Origin of the sequence: Metapseudomonas resinovorans DSM 21078, assembly GCF_000423545.1 — a bacterium.
GTDB classification, from domain to species: domain Bacteria; phylum Pseudomonadota; class Gammaproteobacteria; order Pseudomonadales; family Pseudomonadaceae; genus Metapseudomonas; species Metapseudomonas resinovorans.
On record NZ_AUIE01000016.1, the window covers coordinates 15,974 to 30,000 of the forward strand.

The following is a 14,027-nucleotide window of genomic DNA, read 5'->3' on the forward strand; positions in this document are numbered from 1 at the left end:
ATTGCCGATACGCCGTTGACAGGAATCGCCACGAACACCTGAGTTTACCCAGCACGATCGCGAAGGCGATTCATAAAAACAAGAGGCAGGTATTAGGAAAGCAGATGGCGAAAGGCAAAGACATTTCCATGCGTCAGCTTCGCTACTTCGTGGCGGCGGCGGATGCCGGCCAGTTCTCCCAGGCTGCGCTCAAGGTGCATGTTTCACAGTCGGCGATCACCGCGGCGGTCCTGCAACTGGAGGAGAGCCTGGGTGTCAGCCTGTTCGAGCGCCTGCCCTATGGTGTGGCGCTGACCGCCGAGGGGCACAAGTTCGCCCAGCACGCACGGCACATCCTCGACACTCTGCAGGATGCCTTGAGTGAACCGCTGTTCCTAAGGCATGTAATGCAGGGCGAGGTGCGGGTCGGCGCCTCGTATACAGTGCTCGGCTACTTCCTGCCTTCTCTGCTGGCGCGCTTCAAGCGCAGCTACCCGCAGGTGGAGATCGACCTGATCGATATGGATCGCGAGACCATCGAGGCGGCGGTGGCGGATGGCCGACTCGACCTGGGACTGGCGATTATTTCCAACAGCCCGGACCTGTCCCGTTTCGAGCACCATGTGCTGATCCGATCGCGGCGCCAGCTCTGGCTGGCCAGCCAGCATCCGTTGATGACGGCGACCTCGGTCACCCTGGAGGATGTTGCCAGGCATGCCTACATCCTGGCGACGGTCGACGAGGGCGACGTATCCACCGGCCGATACTGGGATGCGCGCGGACTGGTGCCGGACGTGGCGTTCCGCACTTCCTCGATGGAGGCCCTGCGCGGCCTGGTGGCCCACGGTTTCGGCGTCACCATTCTCTCCGACATGCTCTACCGTGCCTGGTCTCTGGAAGGCAAGAAGATCGAGGCGCGTCCACTGGCCGACGCCATACCGCCCATGGAGCTCGGACTGATCTGGCGCCCCGGCGCAAGCCTGTCGGAGCCCGCCCAAGCGTTCCGGCAATTCCTGATCATGGCCTGCGCTTCCTAGGGGCCGTCGGCGTTTCAATCTTGGCCACGATGTCGGCAGGGCCTATCAGTAGGTGAAGCCTTAGCCGAATAGGAGCGCGTAGCGCGCTCCCCGGGATGCCCCTAGTGCTTCTCCAGTTCGGCTTCGATGGCCTGGAGCAGGCGGGGATCGTCCGCCGCCACGTCCGGGGCGAAGCGACCGATCACCTGCCCGTTACGGCTGACCAGGAACTTCTCGAAGTTCCACAGCACCGCCAGTGCTGACGTGGACACTATGCCGTAACTCTTGAGGCGCTCGCGCATCGGGCCTTCGCCGATGGTGTGGGGTTGCGCCTCGGTCAGCAGCCGATAAAGCGGGTGGCGGTCGTCGCCAGTCACCGTGATCTTGGAGAACAGGGGAAACTGGACGGCGTAGTTCAGGCTGCAGAACGCCTTGATCTCCTCGTCGCTGCCCGGCTCCTGCTCCCTGAAGTCGTTGGCCGGGAAGCCTAGTACCTCAAGCCCGGCTTCACGCTTGTCCTCGTAGAGCTTCTCCAAGCCCTCGTACTGCGGGGTGAGCCCGCACTTGGAGGCGACGTTCACCACCAGGAGCACCTTGCCCTTGAAGCGGTCGAGCGTCAGGGACGCGCCTTCGATGGTCTTGAGCGGGATATCGTAGATCGTCTGGGTCATGCCGTTCTGCTCCTTGCGGTTAGGGAAAAAGGGAGGGGCCCTCTCAAGCGTTTTCGATGCGCTTGCGAGCGGCTTCCGCGAAATCGCGCTTGAGGGTCGGGAAATAGGCAATCTGCCCGCCCATTCCGCCGCTGATGTCAATGGAAGCGGCGCTGATGAAGCTGGCGTACTCACTGGCCAGGAACAGGGCCATGCCGGCGATGTCTTCGGGCTTGCCGAAGCGGCCGAGCGGCACCACCTTGAGCACCATCTCGTTGAACTCCTCGCGGCTCACGCCTGGGGGCATCTCCTTGTAGTGGCGGTCCCACTGTCCGGTGTCGATCCAACCCATGTTCAGGCTATTGACCAGGATGTTGTCCCTGGCCAGGGACATGCCCAGCGAGCGTGAGAGGGCGATGCAGGAAGCGCGGTTGATTACCGAAGGAATTCCGTCCGGGGTGGGGATGCTGCCGGCGAGGGCGTTGATTTCGATGATCCTGCCCCAGCGCTGCGTGCGCATGTGTGGGACCACCGCCTGGACGAAGCGGAAGTGGCCCATCTGCAGGATATTGGCGTGAGCAAGAATGTCCTCAGGCGTCAATGTATCAAGGTTGCCACCCTTGCCTTGGCCTGCATTGTTCACGAGCACATCGACGCCACCCCAGGCTTCTACCACTTCGTCGACGAAGCTTTTCACCCTGGCGGTGTCCGTTACGTCAACGGCGCGCGCGATGACGTCCAATGCGAAGTCTTTGAGGGACTTTCCCACCGCTGATATTGCGTCTTCGCTCCGGGCGCAAATGGCCACTCTCGCACCTTCTGCAGCAAAAGCCTGAGCGATTGCTCGACCGATGCCTCGTGAAGCGCCAGTTACGATTACTCGCTTTCCACTGAGGTCAATGTTCATACGTTCTCCTTGCTAGTAGACGGGGTCGCCACCCCAACGGCAGTGCTGATGCGGGTTTGGCACGGGCACTAAGCTGGCCGCCCCCGATCGCCATGGCAAAGCTTGTGTTGAACATAAAACAGCAATGTGTTTAATTTGTCGAGCCGCGCATCAGCTTGGGTGCATGCCTACCCAAGCAGAAGCGCACAAGGACGGGGAGGGTAGTAACGATTCTGTATATGGAATGGCAATCTGTATCTGGAATTGGTGGGGTTTATCGGATAGTCTAGGCTTCACGCAAAACCGAACGGTTTCTCGGTTCCTGTGCAGATGGTCGATCTATTCCTTGGGCGTGCCTGGTCCGGAATGGAGTGGGTTTCCCTTTTAAGTAACTGAAAATAAAAATAAAAGGACCTCAAATGAATGTGATGAAACAGCTGGGCGATGGGCCGTTTGTACGCAGCAGTCTGGCTCTCGTGGTCATGGCCTGCAGTAGCGGTATCGCAGCGATGGAATTCGATGTCGGAAATCCGGATCTGCGCCTGCGGTGGGACAATACGGTGCGCTACAACCTGGGCTTCCGAATGGAGGATCAGGACAAGAAGATCATGAACAACCCGAACTTCGATGAGTCCGACGGGAAGTTCGACAAGGGCGACATTGTTACCAATCGCCTCGATGTGTTGACCGAGCTCGACTTGTCCTATCGCCAGGATTTCGGCGGACGTGTCAGCGCCGCCGGCTGGTATGACGACGCCTATCACAGCCCTTCTGTGGAAAGTAACGTTCGCGGCTTCTCAACTAGCTACAACCAGGATCGTTACAGCTCTGAGGTGGAACGCTACACCAACGGCCCTTCTGGCGAGATCCTCGATGCGTTTCTCTGGACCAACTTCAGCCTCGGGGCGACTCCCGTTAACCTGAAGGCGGGTCGCCACGCAGTGTTCTGGGGTGAAGGCCTGCTGTTTGGGGCCCACGCAGTTTCCTATTCGCAGGCGCCGACGGATGGGGTTAAGGCCGTTACCAGTCCTGGTATCGAGACCAAGGAAGTCTTCCTGCCGATCGGTCAGGTTTCCGCCAAAGCCCAGGTGACCGATTCGTTGTCTGTTGCTGCCCAGTATTTTTATGAGTGGGATAACACTCGTTTTCCTTACGGGGGGACCTTTTTCGGCGCTGCTGACCCTTTCTTCGAGGGGCCTGACCGACTGCCGGCCGCTCCGGGCTTCAATCTCAATCACGTATCGTCGAAACGCGGCCGGGATGGCGAGAACTGGGGCCTTATGGCCAAGCTGAACGTGGAGTCCATTGAGACAACATTCGGGGCTTACTATCGCCAGTTCGACGATTATCAACCTTGGCTTTCCCCTCAGATCAACTTGGCTTCGCGTGAGTACCGGCTGGTCTATCCCCGTGACGTGAAGCTGTATGGCCTGAGCTTCTCCAGGGCCATTGCCACTGTCGCAGTTGGGGCAGAGCTTTCGTATCGAAAGGACGGTGCGCTCAATGCCACGGGTGTGAGCCTTCTGGATAACGAAGGCCCGCGTGGTGACACCATTCATTTTGTGGCGAACGCTGTATATGGCGTACCGCGCAACTTCATTTCGGACAACGCCACTCTGGTGGCTGAGTTCGCGTACAGCCACTTGGACAAAGTGACCTCCCACGAAGAACTGTACAAGGGCGAGGGCTTTGCCGGCTGTACCGATCTCCGAACCCCCAGAATTCCTGGATCCGGCAACAAGTCCGATGGATGCTCGACTCGTGATTACTACGCCATTGCCGTGAATTACACGCCGCAGTACGTGGAAATTCTGCCGTCATGGACTCTGGATGTGCCCTTCACCGTGAACTACGGCCTGGATGGCAACGCGGCGAGCGCTGGTGGAGGTGCCGAGGGTGCTCTCTCTTGGTCTGTCGGAGCCAAGATGACCTATCGGCAGGAGCATGAGTTCACCGTGCGCTACGCCGATACTTCTGCACAGGAGAAAAATGTGCTCAATGCCAACGGGGACAGGATGGTCAACGGCAATGGCAACGTCGGAGGGACAGACCGTGGCTGGCTGACCTTCACTTACAAAACCTCCTTTTAATAATTCCAAGAGCGGAGACTGGCTATGAAACTCCAACTCGCTTTGAGCCTTGCCTTAAGTGGACTGTCTGTATGTGCTTTTGCTGCGGTCAGTCCGGAAGAAGCTGCCGAACTGGGTAAATCGCTGACGCCTTGGGGAGCTATCCAGGCCGGCAATGCAGACGGGACGATTCCTGCCTACGAAGGCGGCCTCCGCCAGGCTCCGCCCGGTTTCAAGCCGGACAGCGGATTCTGGGTTGATCCGTTCAAGGACGAGAAGCCCCTGTTCCGGATCGATGCGAAGAATGCCGATCAGTACGCTGACAAGCTAAGTGAAGGTCAGAAAGCGTTGCTGAAGAAGAACCCGGATACCTGGTACATGGATGTCTATCCGAGCCACCGCACCACTGCCTATCCACAGGAAGTGGTGGAGGCTACTCTGCGCAACGCTACCGGTTGCCAGATTCAGAAGGACGGCCTGGCGGTTGATCCAGCCTGTCGTGGCGGCTTGCCGTTCCCGATCCCCAAGAATGGTAACGAGGTGATCTGGAATCAGCAGCTGCGGTACAAAATCGGGCCCGGTTACTCCACCACCAAGTCGTCCAACAGTTGGGTGATCGACAGCAATGGTCAGGTAACCAAGACTGCGGAGCAGGCGACCTTCGAGGAAACCCCGTACTACCAGGTCAGTCTGTCTGATCGCGATCCGCTGATGTATGCCCGCGTGTTCTCTCTGAACAACTTTCCTGCGCGGCGCTCCGGAGAAGTCATCGTTTTGAATGACTACCTCGACCCGATGTCCAAGCCGCGACGCTCCTTCAGCTACACCCCGGGTCAACGCCGGGTCAAGTTGGCTCCAGAGTTCGCGTTCGATACCCCGGTTGCCAGCCAGGGTGGCGTGACTCTGTTCGACGAACTCCAGATGTTCTCCGGTAGCCAATCCCGCTTCGACTACAAGCTGGTTGGCCGTAAGGAAATGTACATCCCCTACAACGCCTACAAGTTTTACTTCGATTGCAAGCAGGACGAGCAGTTCCAAAAGAGTCACGCCAATCCAGCTTGCGAGCGTTGGGAGCTGCACCGTGTCTGGGTGGTCGAGGCCACACTCAAACCGGGTCAACGTCACGTCTACAGCAAACGCACCTACTACCTGGACGAAGACACTTTTGGCATCGGCCTGTATGACGCCTGGGACAAGAGCGGTGCGCTGTATCGTTCGATCTTCCTGAGTGGTGTGCAGCTGTACGACAAGAATATTCCCTACAACGTGAAGAACGTTGTGTATGACTTCAACAAGGGGATGTGGGCGTTGCTTAACGATGCTTTGAAGGGTGGCTACTGGTTCTCCAGCAAGGCATACAGCGAGCGTGAGATGAACCCGGAAGCGATTGTCTCGCGGGTAACCCAGCGCTGATATCTGCTGCTTGCCCGCGCTGACTGGGAGGTCCGTGTGGGCAGGTAAGCTGAAATGGGCTGCAAGGGCGCATTGTTGAGCGCCCGCTGTGTCCCACCCTGCGGTTGAGGATAAAAACAATGATTAGCCCGGGCCTTGACGTAATTCATTCGCTGTTCAGTCGTGCGATCGTGGGATTGCCCCGTCGGTCGTTCAACGCAGCGTTGTTGTTCTCGCTACTCCTGCCAGTTTCCGTCTTTGCTGAGCAAGTCTCGGGCGCTGATTCGTTACGGGAGCCTGCGCAGATCTTTGATTCGCGCCTGCCTGCGCCGGTGATAGGTATTGCCCGAGCTGGCAAAGCCTTGGTCAGCGTTGGGCCACGCGGTCTTATCCAACGCTCTGAGGATGGTGGCAAGTCCTGGCGGCAGATGCCCAGTCCGGTATCCAGCGATTTGGTCCAGGTGCGTTTCAGCGATGCGCTGAATGGATGGGTTGTTGGTCACGATTCAGTATTGCTACATACCACCGACGGCGGCACCAACTGGAAAGTACAACTTGATGGACGCAGTGTGCTTGCGTTGCTGCAAGACCAGTACGGCCGTCGCGCCAATGCAGGCGATCAAGCAGCTGACGGCCTGCTTCGCGAAATCAATCTCGCGATGAGTACCTCCGCAACGCCCGATGTGTTGGCCGCTCCTTTCCTCGATGTGCTGTTCGATGGTAACGGCAACGGCTTCGTGGTCGGTGCATTCGGCATGATCTTGCACAGCCGGGACGCTGGCGCGACCTGGGAGCCTTGGGTTGACCGCACCTCCAACGAACGACGCATGCACCTGTACGGATTGGCTGAGCGAGAAGGCGTCTTCTATGTCAGCGGCGAACAGGGCTTGTTGATGCGTCTTGATTCCCAGACACAGCGATTTGTGACTGTGGAAACCCCCTACACAGGAACCTATTTCGGCGTCAGGTCCTTCGAAGGCTTGCTGCTGGTGTATGGCCTGCGCGGCAATTTATTCGTCAGTCGAGACAACGCCCTGCACTGGCAAAAGATCGAGACCGGGCTGAAATCCAGCGTCGTCGATGTTGTGGAGCTGGGCGGTGAGTTGCTTGTCGTCAGCCAGAGTGGACAGATGGTGTTGCTCAATCAGCGCAACCTCGGCATCACCTCGCTGCAGTCGCCAGAGATCGGTGAAATTTACGCGGCGAGCTATTCCGGCGAGGCCGGCATGTTGGTTGTGACTCAGTTCTCCGGCGCCAAGCTTGTCGACATCGCCAGCGCAGAGTGAGCCTGCCGTCGCGGACCTCCAAAGAGAATGAAGAAATGGTAGAGCAGAAATACAACAGCGGAATGCCGGTGGTTCCGGACCTCAAGGACTTTGACATGTCGTCCGGCGGGCTCTTTGAACGGGTGATCTTTAACAACCGTATTCTGGTGATCGTTGCCTGTTTGCTCGCTACGGTGGTGCTCGGTTTCTTCGCGACCCGACTGCAGGTCAATGCCAGCTTCGAGAAGATGATTCCGAGCTCCAGCCCCTACATCAAGAATTATCTGGCCTACAAGAGCGAGCTGCCGGGATTGGGCAATAGCATTCGCGTGGTGGTCGAGAACAAGCAAGGTGATATCTACAACCCGGACTACCTGCTTGCCTTACAGAAAGTCAACGACACGCTCTATCTAATTCCCGGCGTCGACCGGTCGTGGATGAAGTCGCTGTGGATGCCCATCGTTCGCTGGAAAGAGGTGACGGAGGAGGGCGTCGAGGGTGGTGCTGTGATGCCAGCCGACTACGACGGGAGCGAAGCCTCGATCAGTGCCTTGCGCCGTAATATTGCTCGCGCCGGCATCATCGGAGGCCTAGTGGCCAATGACGGCCGCTCCAGCATGATAGTCGCGCCACTGCTAGATACCAATCCTCAAACTGGGGAGCCGCTCAACTATGGTGAGTTCTCCAGGCAGCTTGAAGAGCAGTTGCGCTCAATGGAGAGCGACAAGATTGGTATCCACATCGTCGGCTTCAGTAAGCTGGTTGGTGATCTGATCGACGGTCTCTACGCCGTCATGCTGTTCTTTGGCGCTTCTGTGATCATCGCCGCAGTGTTCGTTTATCTCTATACCCGCTGCCTGAGAAGTACTCTGCTGCTAGTCGGCATTGCCGTAGCAGGCGTGGTCTGGCTGCTCGGCCTGATGCAGTTGCTCGGCTATGAACTGGACCCTTACTCGATTTTGGTGCCGTTCCTGATCTTCGCCATAGGCGTATCCCATGGCACCCAGAAGATGAATGGGATCCTGCAGGACATCGGTCGCGGTACACACAAGTATGTCGCCGCGCGCTATACCTTTCGCCGCCTGTTCCTCACAGGGCTGACGGCCCTGCTGTGCAATATCGTTGGATTCGCGGTTCTGGTGATCATCGATATTCCAGTGATTCGTGATCTCGCGCTGACAACCAGCATTGGTGTGGCCGTGTTGATCTTCACCAAGCTGCTGCTTATTCCCGTGGCACTCTCCTATATCGGAGTAAGCAAAAAGGCTGCGCGCATCGCTATCGAGAAGGATCGCGCTGATGAGGAGAATCGCGGTTTCCTGGGGCATGTCTGGCATGGTCTCGATCGATTTACTGAGCGCCGTTGGGCGACAGTAGTGATCGGACTATCTCTAATCGTTACTGCGGTTGGCAGCGTGGTCATGCTGGATCTCAAGGTTGGTGACCTCGATCCGGGTGCTCCGGAGCTACGCCCAGAGTCACGCTATAACCGTGACAACGCTTACATCACCACCCACTACGGGCTTTCCAGCGATCAGTTCGTAGTGATTATGAAAACCAACGAAGACAGCTGCCGTCTTTACCAGTCATTGCAAACAATGGACAAACTGGCTTGGCAGTTGCGTCAGACCGAGGGTGTACAGACCACTAACTCACTTGCCGAAACCGTGCGCTTCATCACTGCGGGGATGGCTGAGGGTAGTGGTAAGTGGCTGGCCATCAGTCGTGATCAGGCGATCACCAACTCGTCGGTGGATGCCGCAATGATTTCGGCACCAGGTATCACTAATCAGAAGTGCTCAGTGACTCCGCTTATTGCGTATCTGGCGGATCATAAGGCCGACACGCTTAACCGGGTGCTCAAGGTCACCGAAGATTTCGCCACGCAACACAATACCGCCGCGGGATCTGAGCAGCCGCTGGAGTTCCTTCTGGCTGCCGGTAACGCCGGCATCGAGGCTGCGACCAACATTGAGGTTGAGAAGGGCATCGTCACCATGTATCTCGCGGTATACGGTGCCACGGCGCTGCTTTGCCTGCTGACCTTCCGCAGTTGGCGCGCCACTGTTGTCGCACTGATTCCGCTCCTTATGACCACAATTATCTGCAAGGCGCTGATGGTCTGGCTAGGTATTGGCTTGAAGGTGGCCACATTGCCAGTTATTGCAGTAGGCGTTGGAGTCGGCGTCGACTACGCGCTCTATTTGCTCAGCGTGCAGTTGGCTGTCCAGGAGCGTGGCGGCAGCCTGGCCGTGGCTTACCGGCGCTCGCTCGATTTTACGGGCAGGGTTGTGGCGCTCATTGGTCTGACTATGGCCGCGGGCGTCGTCACTTGGGCCTGGTCGCCCATCAAGTTCCAGGCCGACATGGGGATACTGCTGACCTTCATGTTCCTCTGGAACATGCTCGGGGCGCTGGTATTGATTCCCGCATTGTCCCACTTCCTGCTCAATCCCAAGACCAGTGCCGCATCGCCCGAAGCTACGCAAGGCGAGAAGGTCGCAGGCTCCTTGGAGCAGGGCAAGCGAGTGAATACCCAGGCCGTCACCGCACATTAGTAAACCAACGTACAGACGAAGGCATCAGCCGATCTCGTTGGTCGGGCTTGTGCCGTGGCTAGCAATTGGAGGGAAGTCAGATGTTCGAATTATTGATGAGTGCCGACATGATGGTTCCGGATCCTGATGGGATGACGGAGAAGCTGGTAGACAAGCTCGGTGTCTACAAGCACGAGCGCTGGCGTCAGGCGTTCGATAACCATCCCTACATCGCGCACTTCCTGCGTGTGCATAAGTCATTAGCGGTAGCTCCGACACGTATTGAACCTCAGTGGCACCTCGATAAACCGAATCCCGGTGATCCGCTCTTCCACGACTTCCTGGAAAGCCTCAAGGACTACCAGGGACATCACCGGCCGATGATCACTCACTCCATTGTCCTTGCCCTGCACCGTGAGAAGTTTGCCGTACTGGTGGACAAGTTGATGCGCCGCCGTCTGCCGTTCCGCATGGCTCAGCGTACTCCGGAGATGCCCTTCGATCGCCTGTGGCTCGGTGCTACGCCGGAGAAGCCGTACTATCAGCCCTCGGTTGATGGCGGCCTGTGCATCGAGATCATGGAGACTGAGCCACTGCAGATGCCCCCGGAAACCTACGCCCTGCCACCGGCCCAGCCGCGCGACTTGGCGCCGGGTGGTATGGTACGGGTTACCGCCCGCGGCTTCCTGGTACGCGATCTGGATGAGACCTTGCGCAAGGTTTCCGCCAACCTCGACTGGGAACCCAGCGGCCCGGTAGAGCATCTGCGCGAAGAAGGCTATCGCCGTGCGCGCATGGGTTTCACGGTGGCCAACAGCGCGACGCTAGATGTGATCGAAGCGACTTACTGGAACACTGACGCTGGCCACTACCTGAACAATTGGGGACCGGGCCCGTACTACATCCGCATCGGCGTCAACGACCTGGCTGCCAAGGCCGAGGACCTGCGCGCGCGCGGTACTGCCTTTGAATGGATCGAGTCGTCCGAGGCGGTTGGAGGTAAGTCCTTGATCAAGATCGATCCGAAAGAATTGGACGGTCAGGTCGTTGAGTTTGAGGAGTGCACCGCATGAGTGCCATCGATTCTCTTCCTCACATCATCAACGAAGCGGTGCGCATTGAACGTGACGCTGCCGTGGGATGGATTGTGTTAACCCGACCCGGGCAGATTAACGCGATCAACGATAGCGTCCGGCAGGGTGTACCTCAGGCGCTGGCACAACTCGACAAAGATCCTCAGGTACGGGTCATTGTTATCCGTGGGGAAGGAGAGCGTGGGTTTTGCGCCGGCGCTGATATCAAAGAGCGTCGCGGTGTTGAATCTTCTCTGCAGGTCCGTCAGCGGATGGAAGGATCACGCTGGATCGAGTCGTTGGATTCGGTGGCCAAGCCCATCATCGCGGCGATCCACGGGTACTGTATGGGGGGCGGTCTGGAGCTGGCATTGGCCTGCGATATTCGTTTCGCCGCGCCGAACGCGATCTTTGCACTGCCAGAAACCGGACTTGGCCTGATTCCTGGTGGTGGTGGTACTCAGCGCCTATCGCGAGTCGTCGCGCCTGGACGGGCACTGGACATGCTGCTGACTGGTGACCGGATGAATGCCGAGGAGGCGCGGCAGATTGGCTTGGTGAGCCGCTTGGCCGGCTCTGCGGAATCCCTTCTCTCCGAAGTGGCTGCCTTCGCTTTGCGAATTGCCAGCAAGCCTCCGGCGGCCTCTGCATTCGTCAAGCAGGCGGCTCGCGCATCCTTGGAGATGGATCTGAAAAGCGGTCTGAACCTGGAGCTCGATCTGTTCGCTCTGCTGGCGCCGACCAAGGACGTGAAGGAAGCTGCGTTAGCATTCAGCGAGCGCCGTGAGCCGCGTTTCACCGGCGAATAGCATCTACTCCTCCTAAGTCACGAAAGAGAGCAGTTTCATGAGTACAGGAAAGCTTGCGGGGCGGGTTGCCATCATCACAGGCTCCGGCGGCGGTCTGGGCGCCGAATGCGCTCGGGTACTAGCCTCACACGGGGCTAGCATTGCAGTGGTCGATATCAACGGCGATGCTGCGGAGTCAGTGGCGGAATCTTTGCGCTCGATAGGCAGTCAGGCACTGAGTATCCGTACCGATGTTTCATCGGAGGAAGACGTGCATGCGATGGTTGCGCGGGTCAAGGAGCGATTCGGTCGCATCGATGTATTGCACAACAACGCTGCGGTGCTGGATGCCGAGCAGCGTCAGCGCGACCGCGATCTCTGCAACCTCGACATGGTGGCATGGGATAGGGCAATGGCAGTTAACTTGCGCGGCGCGGTGCTATGCACCAAGCATGTAATTCCGGTGATGCTTGAGCAGAGCAAAGGCTCAGTGATCTTTGCTACGTCCGGTCTAGGTATGCAGGGTGATATGTCGTTATCGGCGTATGCTACTTCCAAGGCCGCGCTGATGATGCTGCCGAAGCTGGTGGCAGCCCAGTACGGCAAACGCGGTATTCGTGGTAACGCCGTGCAGATCGGATTGGCGCCGCAGCACCCTTTGCCTGAGGCCTTGCTGGACATCATGCGCGACAATCACTGTACGCCGGAGCTCGGCACCCCGCGGCAGATTGCTGACGTTGTGGCCTTTCTGGCCTCCGACGAGTCTTCGTTCGTCACCGGGACAACGCTTGTGGCCGACGGTGGCTTTAGCAGCCACACCCCTTCGCTAGTGGCGGTGCGCACGCTGTTCGAGCAGATGGGCCGCAATAGCATGTGATTGGCGGGGTGGCCCCACGCCCCGCAGGCTTCAGTGGCCGCTGTGCGGGGCCCGGGATGCAGCGTTGGCCCGGCCGGCTAGTATCCAGGCCAGGGTGACGCCGCCCAGCGACAAGGCCAGGGCCAGCGCTGCGCCGGACGCGAGCAGCAGCGGGGTGTGCCAGAAGAACGGTGCGATGACCGCCGCCAGCACGGCATTGAACCCGGTCTGGATGAACAGTTGCAGCGACGATCCCAACCCCCGCCATTGCGGTACGCAATCCAGCCCCGCCAGCACGATGGTGGGCTGGACCAGTGCCATGCCGAGTGTATAGACGAACAGATAGGGTAGGTACCAGCCGGATGTCGCGGGCGCCCAGCGGCACAAGGCGAGATTCCACAGGCTGGCCATCGTCATAATGGCGAACCCAGTTGCCAGGTACCGCCTGGCCGACCAGCGCTGCGCGAAGTGACCGGACAGGTGGGAGCCCAGCATCATGCCTGCAGTAGCCGGACCGAACAGCCAGATGAAATCGGTTTCCTCCAGCCTCAGGTGACGCGCCAGGAACACTGGGGCGGACAGCACGTAGATGAAGAAGCCGGCGAACATCAGGGCGAAGGTGACCGCCCAGAGCATGAACGGGACGTTCGACAGCACCTGCCGGTAGCCCGCCAGCAGGGCCCTGCCCGAGAAAGGCTGGCGCTCGCTGGGCGGCAGAGTTTCCGGAAGGTGGAAGATCACCATGGCCAACAAGGTCAGGCCCATCGCCGTCAGCAAACCGAAGTTCGCGCGCCAGCCCATCCAGACCTGTAGCCAGCCGCCCAACGCCGGCCCTACGGCGGGGGCCAGCGCGAACAGCATGACCACTAGCGCATAGAGGCGCTGCGCGGCGGCGCCCGTGTAGAGGTCGCGGATCACGGCCCGGCCGACGACGATGCCGGCGCCGGCGGAAAGACCCTGCAACACCCGGCAGACATATATCTGCTCGATGCGCGTGGCGAAGGCGGCGCCCAGGGATGCCAGGACGAAGGCCGCCAGCCCGGCGATCACCACCGGCCGCCGTCCCAGGCTGTCGGAGAGGGCGCCATGCCAGAGCGACATGAAGGCGAACGCGGCAAAATACAGGGATAGGGTGATCTGCAGCTCGATGTCCGTCACGTCGAACACCGCCTCCATCTGCGCGAAGGAGGGCATGTAGATGTTGATGGTGAACGGACCCAGCATCGCCAGGCCGGCAAGGAGGATGGGCAGGAGTCTTGCCGTGGCGGGGGAAATCAAGGGAAGCCTTCCGTCGTTGACCGTGGCAGGTGCCAGGTGGCGGGTTTTGAATATTTTAGACAAAAATAATGAAAGTGTCTAAATTAATTCCGGACATGCTTCGCCATGCGGCGCAAGGTCGGAGCGTGGTGAATTCTTTTACCGACGGTAAAACGACTGCCCAACTGTTCGCAGGCGGTTATTGCTAGCGTGGCATTCCCGGTGGGCTGCCAGACCGGCTGGCATGGCCTTGGGCCGT

11 protein-coding genes are annotated in these 14,027 nt (G+C 58.9%); 8 read left to right on the forward strand and 3 right to left on the reverse strand.

Annotated features, from left to right (window positions below; genetic code table 11):
* Positions 1-104: 104 nt before the first annotated feature.
* Positions 105-1,016, forward strand: a complete 912-nt coding sequence (locus G559_RS0114365; protein ID WP_028628890.1) for a LysR substrate-binding domain-containing protein — start codon at positions 105-107, stop codon at positions 1,014-1,016.
* Positions 1,017-1,117: 101 nt separating this feature from the next.
* On the opposite strand, the gene G559_RS0114370 is transcribed toward G559_RS0114365, so the two are convergent.
* Positions 1,118-1,666 carry a glutathione peroxidase gene (locus G559_RS0114370; RefSeq protein WP_028628891.1) on the reverse strand — a complete coding sequence of 183 codons (549 nt, stop codon included), beginning with the start codon at positions 1,664-1,666 and terminating at the stop codon, positions 1,118-1,120.
* A 43-nt stretch (positions 1,667-1,709) separates the two neighbouring features.
* Complete coding sequence (locus G559_RS0114375) at positions 1,710-2,552, reverse strand: SDR family oxidoreductase (RefSeq protein ID WP_028628892.1); 843 nt, start codon at positions 2,550-2,552, stop codon at positions 1,710-1,712.
* 398 nt (positions 2,553-2,950) lie between these two features.
* Between G559_RS0114375 and G559_RS0114380 the strand changes: the two genes are divergently transcribed.
* From G559_RS0114380 to G559_RS0114410, 7 genes are all read left to right on the forward strand, one after another.
* Positions 2,951-4,621, forward strand: coding sequence for a DUF1302 domain-containing protein (locus tag G559_RS0114380; protein WP_051246675.1), 1,671 nt, complete (start codon positions 2,951-2,953; stop codon positions 4,619-4,621).
* Between the two features lie 24 nt (positions 4,622-4,645).
* On the forward strand, positions 4,646-6,013 hold the full coding sequence (locus G559_RS0114385) for a DUF1329 domain-containing protein (RefSeq protein ID WP_028628894.1): 1,368 nt from the start codon (positions 4,646-4,648) through the stop codon (positions 6,011-6,013).
* 119 nt (positions 6,014-6,132) lie between these two features.
* Entirely contained in the window at positions 6,133-7,278 is a 1,146-nt protein-coding gene (locus tag G559_RS0114390) for a WD40/YVTN/BNR-like repeat-containing protein (RefSeq protein ID WP_028628895.1), read from the forward strand.
* A 35-nt stretch (positions 7,279-7,313) separates the two neighbouring features.
* Positions 7,314-9,815 carry an efflux RND transporter permease subunit gene (locus G559_RS29000; protein ID WP_036997430.1) on the forward strand — a complete coding sequence of 834 codons (2,502 nt, stop codon included), beginning with the start codon at positions 7,314-7,316 and terminating at the stop codon, positions 9,813-9,815.
* An 80-nt stretch (positions 9,816-9,895) separates the two neighbouring features.
* On the forward strand, positions 9,896-10,867 hold the full coding sequence (locus G559_RS0114400) for a VOC family protein (RefSeq protein WP_028628896.1): 972 nt from the start codon (positions 9,896-9,898) through the stop codon (positions 10,865-10,867).
* Positions 10,864-11,676 carry an enoyl-CoA hydratase/isomerase family protein gene (locus G559_RS0114405; RefSeq protein WP_028628897.1) on the forward strand — a complete coding sequence of 271 codons (813 nt, stop codon included), beginning with the start codon at positions 10,864-10,866 and terminating at the stop codon, positions 11,674-11,676. Before G559_RS0114400 ends, G559_RS0114405 begins: the two co-directional genes overlap by 4 nt.
* A gap of 37 nt (positions 11,677-11,713) precedes the next feature.
* Positions 11,714-12,532 (forward strand): SDR family NAD(P)-dependent oxidoreductase, encoded by an 819-nt coding sequence (locus tag G559_RS0114410; protein WP_028628898.1) that lies wholly within the window; start codon positions 11,714-11,716, stop codon positions 12,530-12,532.
* A gap of 30 nt (positions 12,533-12,562) precedes the next feature.
* On the opposite strand, the gene G559_RS0114415 is transcribed toward G559_RS0114410, so the two are convergent.
* On the reverse strand, positions 12,563-13,789 hold the full coding sequence (locus tag G559_RS0114415; protein WP_028628899.1) for a multidrug effflux MFS transporter: 1,227 nt from the start codon (positions 13,787-13,789) through the stop codon (positions 12,563-12,565).
* Positions 13,790-14,027: the final 238 nt, after the last annotated feature.

Coding starts and splice junctions, on each gene's coding strand:
- G559_RS0114365 (WP_028628890.1), top strand. CDS start 105: ATGGCGAAAGGCAAAGACATTTCCATGCGTCAGCTTCGCTACTTCGTG.
- G559_RS0114380 (WP_051246675.1), top strand. CDS start 2,951: ATGAATGTGATGAAACAGCTGGGCGATGGGCCGTTTGTACGCAGCAGT.
- G559_RS0114385 (WP_028628894.1), top strand. CDS start 4,646: ATGAAACTCCAACTCGCTTTGAGCCTTGCCTTAAGTGGACTGTCTGTA.
- G559_RS0114410 (WP_028628898.1), top strand. CDS start 11,714: ATGAGTACAGGAAAGCTTGCGGGGCGGGTTGCCATCATCACAGGCTCC.
- G559_RS29000 (WP_036997430.1), top strand. CDS start 7,314: ATGGTAGAGCAGAAATACAACAGCGGAATGCCGGTGGTTCCGGACCTC.
- G559_RS0114400 (WP_028628896.1), top strand. CDS start 9,896: ATGTTCGAATTATTGATGAGTGCCGACATGATGGTTCCGGATCCTGAT.
- G559_RS0114405 (WP_028628897.1), top strand. CDS start 10,864: ATGAGTGCCATCGATTCTCTTCCTCACATCATCAACGAAGCGGTGCGC.
- G559_RS0114390 (WP_028628895.1), top strand. CDS start 6,133: ATGATTAGCCCGGGCCTTGACGTAATTCATTCGCTGTTCAGTCGTGCG.
- G559_RS0114370 (WP_028628891.1), bottom strand. CDS start 1,666: ATGACCCAGACGATCTACGATATCCCGCTCAAGACCATCGAAGGCGCG.
- G559_RS0114375 (WP_028628892.1), bottom strand. CDS start 2,552: ATGAACATTGACCTCAGTGGAAAGCGAGTAATCGTAACTGGCGCTTCA.